Origin of the sequence: Halolamina sp., from assembly GCF_036626355.1 — an archaeon.
GTDB lineage: Archaea > Halobacteriota > Halobacteria > Halobacteriales > Haloferacaceae > Halolamina.
The window spans coordinates 40,317-48,488 of the sequence record NZ_JAZKRY010000010.1 but is presented as its reverse complement, the minus strand read 5'-3'; the positions used below and the strand labels follow the sequence as shown (position 1 = coordinate 48,488).

General features: G+C 67.5%; 7 protein-coding genes. 3 read left to right on the top strand and 4 right to left on the bottom strand.

What is annotated here, in order from left to right; translation table 11 throughout:
- The first annotated feature begins 652 nt into the window (after nt 1–652).
- Together V5A38_RS02935 and V5A38_RS02930 are read left to right on the top strand one after the other, a co-directional pair.
- A complete protein-coding gene (locus V5A38_RS02935; RefSeq protein ID WP_332324253.1) occupies nt 653–1,564 on the top strand; it encodes a cation diffusion facilitator family transporter in 912 nt (303 codons plus the stop codon).
- Nucleotides 1,565–1,633: 69 nt separating this feature from the next.
- Nucleotides 1,634–3,040, top strand: coding sequence for a carotenoid oxygenase family protein (locus V5A38_RS02930; RefSeq protein ID WP_332324252.1), 1,407 nt, complete (start codon nt 1,634–1,636; stop codon nt 3,038–3,040).
- 9 nt (nt 3,041–3,049) lie between these two features.
- Here the strand turns inward: V5A38_RS02930 and V5A38_RS02925 are convergent, their stop codons facing one another.
- The 3 genes from V5A38_RS02925 to V5A38_RS02915 all read right to left on the bottom strand — a co-directional run bounded on the left by V5A38_RS02925 (nt 3,050) and on the right by V5A38_RS02915 (nt 6,475).
- On the bottom strand, nt 3,050–3,958 hold the full coding sequence (locus V5A38_RS02925; protein WP_332324251.1) for a hypothetical protein: 909 nt from the start codon (nt 3,956–3,958) through the stop codon (nt 3,050–3,052).
- Between the two features lie 63 nt (nt 3,959–4,021).
- Entirely contained in the window at nt 4,022–5,272 is a 1,251-nt protein-coding gene (locus V5A38_RS02920) for a tRNA (N(6)-L-threonylcarbamoyladenosine(37)-C(2))-methylthiotransferase (RefSeq protein WP_332324250.1), read from the bottom strand.
- A gap of 87 nt (nt 5,273–5,359) precedes the next feature.
- A complete protein-coding gene (locus V5A38_RS02915) occupies nt 5,360–6,475 on the bottom strand; it encodes an ABC transporter permease (protein WP_332324249.1) in 1,116 nt (371 codons plus the stop codon).
- Between the two features lie 136 nt (nt 6,476–6,611).
- Between V5A38_RS02915 and V5A38_RS02910 the strand changes: the two genes are divergently transcribed.
- The gene (locus V5A38_RS02910; protein ID WP_332324248.1) at nt 6,612–7,553 is read left to right on the top strand and encodes an ABC transporter permease; all 942 of its coding nucleotides are present in this window, start codon (nt 6,612–6,614) and stop codon (nt 7,551–7,553) included.
- 1 nt (nt 7,554) lies between these two features.
- Here the strand turns inward: V5A38_RS02910 and V5A38_RS02905 are convergent, their stop codons facing one another.
- The gene (locus tag V5A38_RS02905; protein WP_332324247.1) at nt 7,555–8,106 is read right to left on the bottom strand and encodes a hypothetical protein; all 552 of its coding nucleotides are present in this window, start codon (nt 8,104–8,106) and stop codon (nt 7,555–7,557) included.
- Nucleotides 8,107–8,172 lie beyond the last annotated feature (66 nt).

Genomic DNA, 8,172 nt, shown 5'->3' with positions numbered 1-8,172 from the left:
TGTACTGATAGTGATTACGGCGAGTCTGTCCCGCCGTGACCATCCGTGTCGGTGATGGGAGCCCCTGAACCGGCGTCGTTCGACACCGTCGATGACCCTATTCGCAGTAATCACTATGAGTGGATTCGTAGGAGAGATTCCCTGTGAACAAACAGGCAGCACCGCGAACACGACCGCGGAGTGTGCTTGGACACTTGGACTGCAGGGTACCGGGCACGAGGCCCGGCACAGCACCGTTCCCCACGCCCCCCGCGCGTTCCCGGGATCGAACGCGAGCGGGAAGCACCGAGAGCCGTCGGCTCCCGCCCGCCTCGCGGCGACGGCGAGCGCGCGCTGCAAACCGCACCGCGACCGCGGCGCCCTCGTGGCGCGAGCCAGCGCGAGGGTCTCGCGAGTGAAACGAGCGAGAGCACGAGAGAGCGTGCTCTCTCGGAGGCCGAGCGAGGGGTAACCCTGAGCGAGTCGGATGGGGAGGCGTGGGGCCGCGGGGCGGGAGCGGTGCGGTTCAAGTGTGCGAGCATCAGCGCGGTGACGTTCGCGGTACCGTTGCTGTACCGAACCGTCGTCGAGACCGCAGAAGCCGAACCGAATCCACGTACCAAGAACACCAAGTACCGGGGTTCAAGTACGAAGCCGCCAGCAGTACCTCCGGATGGAACGCAAGCAGGTGGTTCGCCGGGTTGGCCTCGTCGTCCTCGTCGCCAACGCAGCCCTCGCCCTCGCCAAAGCCGGGTTCTGGCTGGAGACCGGCAGCCTGGCGCTCGGCTCCGAGGCCGTCAACAGCGCCGCCGACGCCCTCTACAGCGCTGTCGTCGTCGCCGGACTCTATCTCACCACCCGCCCCCCGGATTTCGAACACCCCCACGGCCACGAGCGTATCGAGCCGTTCGTCGCCCTGTTTGTCGCCGTCGGGGTGTTCGGCGCCGGCATCGGCGTCATCTGGACCGGCACAGCCTCGCTGGTTGAAGGGAGCTACGCCGCCACATCCCCGCTGGCGGCGGTCGTGCTCGGCGCCGGCGCAATCGCGAAGTACGGGCTCTACCGCTACTGCCTGGGCGTCGGCGAGGAGCACCGCTCGCCCGCGCTGATCGCGACGGCCAAAGATAACCGCACGGACGTCCTGACCGCGCTGGCCGCGCTCGTCGGCGCCGGCGGCGCGGCGGTCGGGTTCCCCGTGCTCGACCCCGTCGCAGCCGTCGTCGTCGGCGGAGGCATCCTGCTGACGGGGGTGGATATCGTCCGAGACAACCTCGACTATCTCGTCGGCGCCGCCCCGCCGGAGTCGTTGCGCGACGATATCGTCGCCGCCGCACTCGAACAGCCCGAAGTCGAGGGCGCACACGACGTGATCGCCCACTACGTCGGCCCGGAGGTGGACGTGAGCCTCCACATCGAGGTGCAGGGGGACCTGACGATCCGGGAAGCCCACGACATCGAGACCGACGTGATCAACGCCATCCGCGAGATTCCGGAGGTCGACGACGCGTTCGTCCACGTGGATCCGAAGGAACTCGGGGAGTGGAAGGAGGGAAAATGGCGCGACGAACGGGAGGGAGCCACCTGAACCGCTCGGCAACTCCAATCCGCCCGATTCGGGCGAGCGCTTAATCCCCCGCGCGCCACAGAGGGAGCTATGACTGGTTACGAGCTCGGCTTTCGCGACCTGACCGAAGAGGTCCGGGACCGCCGACTCGAGGTAGAGGGCAGGCTCCCCGGCTGGCTCGACGGCAGCTTCGTCCGGAACGGCCCGGCACGCTGGCGCACCGACGACGCCGAGGCGGACCACTGGTTCGACGGACTCGCACACCTCGTCCGCTTCCAGTTCGACGACGGCGAGCTACGCTACACCAACCAGTTCCCCCGCACCGACGCCTACCGCAAGGCCGTCGGCGACGGGAGCTTCGCCGGCCAGTTCTCCTCCTCGGGCAGCTATCTCGGGAAGCTGAAAGCGATGCTCACGGGGGATGCAACCGACAATGCGAACGTCCACGCTACTCGCCTCGATGGCGACCTCGTTGCACTCACCGAGACGCCAAACTGGATCCGACTCGACCCGGAGCGACTGACGTACCGCGGCCCGCTCAGCTACGATGACGAGCTAACCGCCCACCACGTCACCGCGCACCTCCAGCGCGACGCTGACACTGGCGAGCACTGGGGCTACTTCACGAAGTTCGGGCGGACCAGCGAGTACGTTCTGTTCCGCATCCCCGAGGGAACCACCCGACGCGAAGCGGTCGCCAGAGTCGACGTGAACCGTCCCGCGTACATGCACAGCTTCGCGCTCACCCGAAACTACGCTGTGCTCGTCGAACCGCCGCTGATCACCCATCCATCAAAGTTCCTCCTGCCGGGGCAGGGTGGGTTCATCGACAACTACGACTGGAAACCGAGTCGTGGGGCCCGCTTCCGTATCTTCCGCCGCGACAGCGGCGAACTCGTCGAGGAACGTCGCGTGTCGCCCTTTTTCAGCTTCCACACCGCGAACGCGTTCGAAACCGGCGACGGGGAGGGGGCCAGCGCCGACGAACTGGTCCTCGACCTCGTTGCGTACGACGACGCGAGCGCGATCACCGACCTCTCGATGGGTGCGCTTCGTGCGGCCGACGGCGGCTTCCCCTCCGGCGAACTCCGGCGCTACCGGCTCCCGCTCGGCGCGGGTAAAGCCAGCTACGACCGCCTCGCCGGCGACGTGGAGATGCCGCGGTTCTCCCCCGAGAGCCACATGCAGCCCTACGAGCACGTGTTCGCCCAGTCGACGGAGATGACCGATGGGAACGCGCTCGTCAGAGTCGACGTGTCGACGGGCGAGAGCCGGCGCTGGGAGGAACTGGGCGTCTTCTCCGGCGAACCGGTGTTCGTCTCCCGACCCGGTGGGGACGGGGAGATCGACGGCGTTGTCCTCTCGCTCTGTCTCGACACCGTCGGCGAGCGCTCGTTCCTCCTCGTCCTCGACGGCGATCTCACCGAACTCGCACGGGCACCGCTCCCCCACATCGTCCCGTTCGGGTTCCACGGCAGCTACTTCCCATCTCACTGATACTTCGTCTCAGTCGGGTGTGCTGGCGTCCTCCACCACCACCTCGGTTTCAGCGGAGACGTGGCCCCCGACCCGAAGCGTGATCGGGCCGTCCTCGTTGGTGGTGTACTCGGTGTCGATAGAGAGCGACTGGGTCGTCGTCGCACCGGTGTCGATGGCGGTCTCGACGATGTGGGACTCGTCGTCGTCAGCGATGAGTTCGGTCGGCCAGTAGACGGCCGCGAGGAACCGCCCGTCGGTGTCGCTGCTGTTCGAGACTGTCAGGCTCACGTCCATCTGGTCGCCCTGACGCACGCTGTCGGGCGCAGAAAGCGAGTCGAGTTCGAAGCTCGGTTCCGGCGCCGCGAGCGTTGTGACAGCGTCGTCGCCGAGCGCCCACTCGGCGCTCTCGCCGTTGTGGTCGAGGTGGATGACGGACTCGGCGACATCGAGCGGCGAAGGGATCTCGAAGACGACGTAGTTCGGGCCGTCGCCACCGATCGGTTTCCCGAGCGGGCCGCCCTCGTGGCCTTCGACGGCGTAGTTCGTCGCGCCTGTGTCCTCGAGCGTGCCGGCGACCCACTCGTCGCCGGCCGCGCGCAGGGAGAACGCATCCATCGAGAGCTCGGCGTCGCTCTGGACGCTGGCGACGACAAACTGTTTCCCCTCGACCGCGACCACGCCACCCGAGCCCATCGTCGACTGATAGGTGACGGCCTTTTTCACGACGATATCCGTGACGGCGACGGTGTCGCCGCCGACGCTTCGCTTGGCCGCTTCGGGTGGTTCAGTCGGTGTCCCCGACGGCGACTTCTTCGGCTCGGTGTCTGTTGGCTCGGTCTCGGTCGTCGTGACGGTTCCACCGGGTCCCGATGTGCAGCCGGCGAGGCCGATGAGAACTGCGGAAACAGCTGTGAGGTACCTGCGTCTGGAGGGCATCGATTGCGACTCTCGGTTGACACGTAACAAACTTTGTGTCTGCAGGTGAGCGGCCGAACAGCCTCAGACCGGGGCTGCGAACGCGTACACCGTCTGGTGGCCCGTCACCTCGACCTCGGCGAAGTCGCCGGGTTCGAGGCCGTGCTCGCTGGCGTTCTGCACGATGAGCTGTCGGTAGGCTGAATCCCGGCACTTCACCGAATCGCCGGTCCCCTCCTCGACAACCAGCACCTCACGGGTTGTCCCGATGAGTTCCTCGTAGGCCTCGGCGACGATGTCGCGCTTCAGCTCGCTCATCGCCTTCGAGCGGTCTTTCTTCGTTTGGCCGCCCAGACCCTTCATTTCGGCTGCGTCCGTCCCGGGGCGCTTGGAGAACCGGGTGATGTTCACCTTCTCCGGGCGTACCTCGCGGAACAGCGCCATCGACTGCTCGTGGTCGGCATCGGTCTCCGTGGGGAAGCCGACGATGAAGTCGGTCGAGAGCGTCCAGTGGGCCAGGGAGTCGTCGAACGTCTCGACCACTTCGAGGAACTTGTCGACGCGGTGCTGGCGACGCATCTCCTCGAGCACCTCGTCACTGCCGGACTGCACCGGCGCGTGGAGGAAGTCGTAGAGCTTCTCGTTCTCGGCGAACACCGCGGCAAGCTCCTCGCGGATGCCGTGGATGCCGCCGGGGTTGGCCATCCCGAGCCGAACCCGGAACTCGCCGTCGATATCGCAGATGCGGTCGAGGAGTTCGGGCAGGTCGCGCTCGCCGTCGTCCCAGCCGTAGACGCCGGTGTCCTGGCCGGTGACGCGGAGCTCCTTCGCGCCGGCGTGGACGAGTGCGCGGGCCTTCTCGACGTTCTCGTCGATGGAGGGGGAGTCGATGCGCCCGGTCGCCTGCTTCGTGATGCAGTACGAGCAGTTGCTCATACAGCCCCGGGCGATGGGGAGGATGCCGACGACGCCGTCGAGCACCGGCTCGACACCGGGACCGGGCGTCGGACACTCGCCGTTGGTGACGGCGGTCGGGACGTCGTCCCAGTGAAGCACCTGCGCGTCGAGGTTGGCCTCGGCGAACTCGTCGCCCTGGGCCAGCGCCATACAGCCGGTGACGATGAGGTCGGCCGTCTCGTCGGCCAGTTCCTCGGCCCGGCGGAGCATGTTTCGCTCGGTCTTCTCGACGACGGTGCAGGAGTTGAGGATGGCCACGTCGGCGGCTTTCGGGCCGTCCACCCGGTAATGTCCGGCGTCGCGTAGCGCGCTCTCGATCTGCCGGCTCTCACCCCGGTTGGACGTGCAGCCGTACGTCTCGATGTGGTAACGGGCCATCGGTCGTCGGATATCCGGCAGCCGCGCGCAAAAGCCCGACGGTCTGTGCGCGGCGAGACTGCCATCTCGCCGCCGGATACCGCCCATTCACTCCAGTCTGGGGTCCAGCGCCTCGACCAACGCGTCGCCGATGAACTTGAACGACAGCACCGTCGCCGAAAGCGCCGCGACGGCGAACCCCGACACCCACCATTTCGCCAGCATCGGCACCTCGCCGCGGACGGTCCCGCGGGCGATGATGTTGCCAAGCGACTGCAGGTCGAACGCCTCCAGGCCGAGGAAGGCGAGGCCGGCCTCCGTCAGCAGTAGAATCGGCACCTGCTGGGTCGCCGTGGGTACCGCGACGCCGGAGACTGCGGGGAACACGTGGGTTTTGAGCACGTGCCGGTCGTCGCCGCCGAGGACGCGTGAGGCCTCGACGTAGCCCGCGTCCCGCAGCCGCCGGCTCTCACTGCGGACGATACGGGCGGCGCCGCCCCAGCCGAGAAAGCCAAAGAGCAACAGGATGACCAGCAGCGACTCGCCGGTGATGAAGATGACCAGCAGATACACCACCAGCGGCGGCACCGCGTCCTGGACCTCCACCGAGCGCATCGAGAGGCTGTCGACCCAGCCGCCGCGGTAGCCCGCGATGGTGCCGATAACCAGCGCCAGCGGCACGATGAGCGCGAGCGAGATGACGGCGACGTAGAGCGTGACGTGGAGCCCCTGGAGCAACAACAGCCCCATGTCGTAGCCGTTCAGGTCGGTCCCGAGCGGGTACGCCCAGCTGCCGTAACAGCGGCCCTCGAGGACCTGCCCGCCGCACTGGTAGATCTGCTCCATCGACACCGAGCCGAACACCGGCGGCTGGTTCGCGTTGAGGAAGTCGAGCGTCGGCTCCGGCGCCAGCACGACGCCGACGGTGCCGAGGACGTAGATCACCGCGAGCCACATCACCCCGAGGACGGCCTCCGGCCGGGCTTTGAACCGGCCCCAGAGCGTCGCCGCCCGCTCCCGGTCGACGAGAAATGGGGCGACGGCGTAGAACAGCAACACGACGTTGGCGGCGATGAACAGCCAGTCCATCGGCGATGCGAGCCACGTGCCGAGCGTGAACCCCTCGTTGCGGAAGATGTCGTAGTACGCGAGGGCAACCACGAGGGTCATCGAGAGGGCGAACAGGCGGCCCCGATACCGGAGCTTGGAGGACGCGCCGGACATCAGCTACACGTACGGAATCCCGGCCGGGTGATAAACTTTCAAAGTCGACAACGTTTATCACCCACACCGTCGACAATTTAGCTATGCGCCCCCGCAACCGCCTCCCCCAGTCCCGACCCTCCACACGCAGCCACCGATGAGCCTGCGCTCGCGCGTGGCGACCCGGCTGCTGTTCTCCGTCGCCGTCATCTATCTTGTTATCTCGCTGACGTTCCTGGTCATCGTCCTTACCCCCGACGCCAACCTCGAGGGGATGCTCGGGGTAGCGGCGTGGGGCGGCGCCTCCGAAGCCGAGTTGGACCAGATGCGCTCGACGTATCTGGCGGCACGCGGGCGTGATGCGCCGCTCTGGGAGCGCTACACTGACTGGCTCGTCAACGTGACGCTGTTCCGCTGGGGTGTCTCACCGACGGTGGAGGAGCCGGTCACCGCCGCGGTCTCCGAGGCCATCTGGCGCACGGCCGCCTACGTCGTCCCGGGGACCATCGTCGCCTGGGTCGCCGGCGTCGCCGCCGGCCTCCGCTCGGCGCGCTACCGCGGACGCGTCAGCGACCGGGTCGGCCGCGCCGCGAGCTATCTCCTGCTCGGCCTGCCGGGGTTCTGGCTCGCCGCGCTCGCCATCGCCGCTCTGGGCCCGGAGAGCTACCGAGAGGGCGGCCTGCTCTGGACGATGGTCATCCCTGCAGGCATCGTCGCCGCGGGGCTGTTCGCCGGGCAGGTGAGCCTCACCCGCTCGCGAAGCGTCGACCAGTACGGCGCCGAGTACGTCCGATTCCTCCGGGCGAAAGGGCTCTCGGCGGGCTCGATCGACCGCCGCGTGCTCAGAAACGTGCTCGTCCCGGTGCTCTCGATGACCGCGGCGGAGCTGTTCGCCGTCCTCGTGCTCGCGGCCGTCGTCGTCGAGTCGGTGCTCAACATCCAAGGCATCGGCTGGCTCGCCTACTTCGCGGCCCGCGAAAACGATATCCCGCTCATCCTCGGCTCGACGATGGTGCTCGCCGTCGTCGGCGTCGGCGGCAGCCTGATCTCGGACCTCGCGAGCGCGTGGCTCGACCCGCGGTCACGGGACCGTGAATGAGCTACCCGCTGACCGGCTCCTCGGGGAACAGCGCGTCGGGCTCCTGCTGGGTGAACAGCACGCGCTCGCTGTCGTCGAGCGGGCGGACGAACAGCTGCATCTCGTCGCGCTCTCGAACCAGCCGAAGCGTCTCCTCCGCATCGGTGGGGTCGTAGTAGAGCGGTATCAGCACCGCCTTCCCCACATCCGGGGATTTCATCACGACGACGAGGAACACCACCTCGCCGGCCTGGGCGCGGAACACTTCGTACTCGTCGTACTCGGTTGGGGTTTGGGTTTCGGCGGTCGGCGCCTCGCCATCACCGTCTTCGACGCCCCCCACGGCTTCCTTCACTACCTCGAACTCGTCGCCGGGAACGAGCACGTCGAGCCCAACCCGCGGGTCGGTGTAGCCGTCTTCGGTCTCGCCGGCCGGGAGCGGCGTCACCGCGCCGGGGTGGAGTTCGACTGTCTCCCACCCCTCCTCGCGGAACTCCTCGGCCGTGGCCTCCATATCCGCGATGGTGTCGTCCCAGAGGTCCGTGACGCCGCTCAGCGGGTGTCCACTATCCATACCTCGCTCTCGGCCGGTCAGGCGTGAAAAGGATTCGCTTCGGTGGGGACGGCGACGCCAGCGCTA

What these genes read in the sequence shown, in the direction of transcription:
- V5A38_RS02935 (WP_332324253.1), top strand. Translation starts at nt 653, where the DNA reads ATGGAACGCAAGCAGGTGGTTCGCCGGGTTGGCCTCGTCGTCCTCGTC.
- V5A38_RS02930 (WP_332324252.1), top strand. Translation starts at nt 1,634, where the DNA reads ATGACTGGTTACGAGCTCGGCTTTCGCGACCTGACCGAAGAGGTCCGG.
- V5A38_RS02925 (WP_332324251.1), bottom strand. Translation starts at nt 3,958, where the DNA reads ATGCCCTCCAGACGCAGGTACCTCACAGCTGTTTCCGCAGTTCTCATC.
- V5A38_RS02920 (WP_332324250.1), bottom strand. Translation starts at nt 5,272, where the DNA reads ATGGCCCGTTACCACATCGAGACGTACGGCTGCACGTCCAACCGGGGT.
- V5A38_RS02915 (WP_332324249.1), bottom strand. Translation starts at nt 6,475, where the DNA reads ATGTCCGGCGCGTCCTCCAAGCTCCGGTATCGGGGCCGCCTGTTCGCC.
- V5A38_RS02910 (WP_332324248.1), top strand. Translation starts at nt 6,612, where the DNA reads ATGAGCCTGCGCTCGCGCGTGGCGACCCGGCTGCTGTTCTCCGTCGCC.
- V5A38_RS02905 (WP_332324247.1), bottom strand. Translation starts at nt 8,106, where the DNA reads ATGGATAGTGGACACCCGCTGAGCGGCGTCACGGACCTCTGGGACGAC.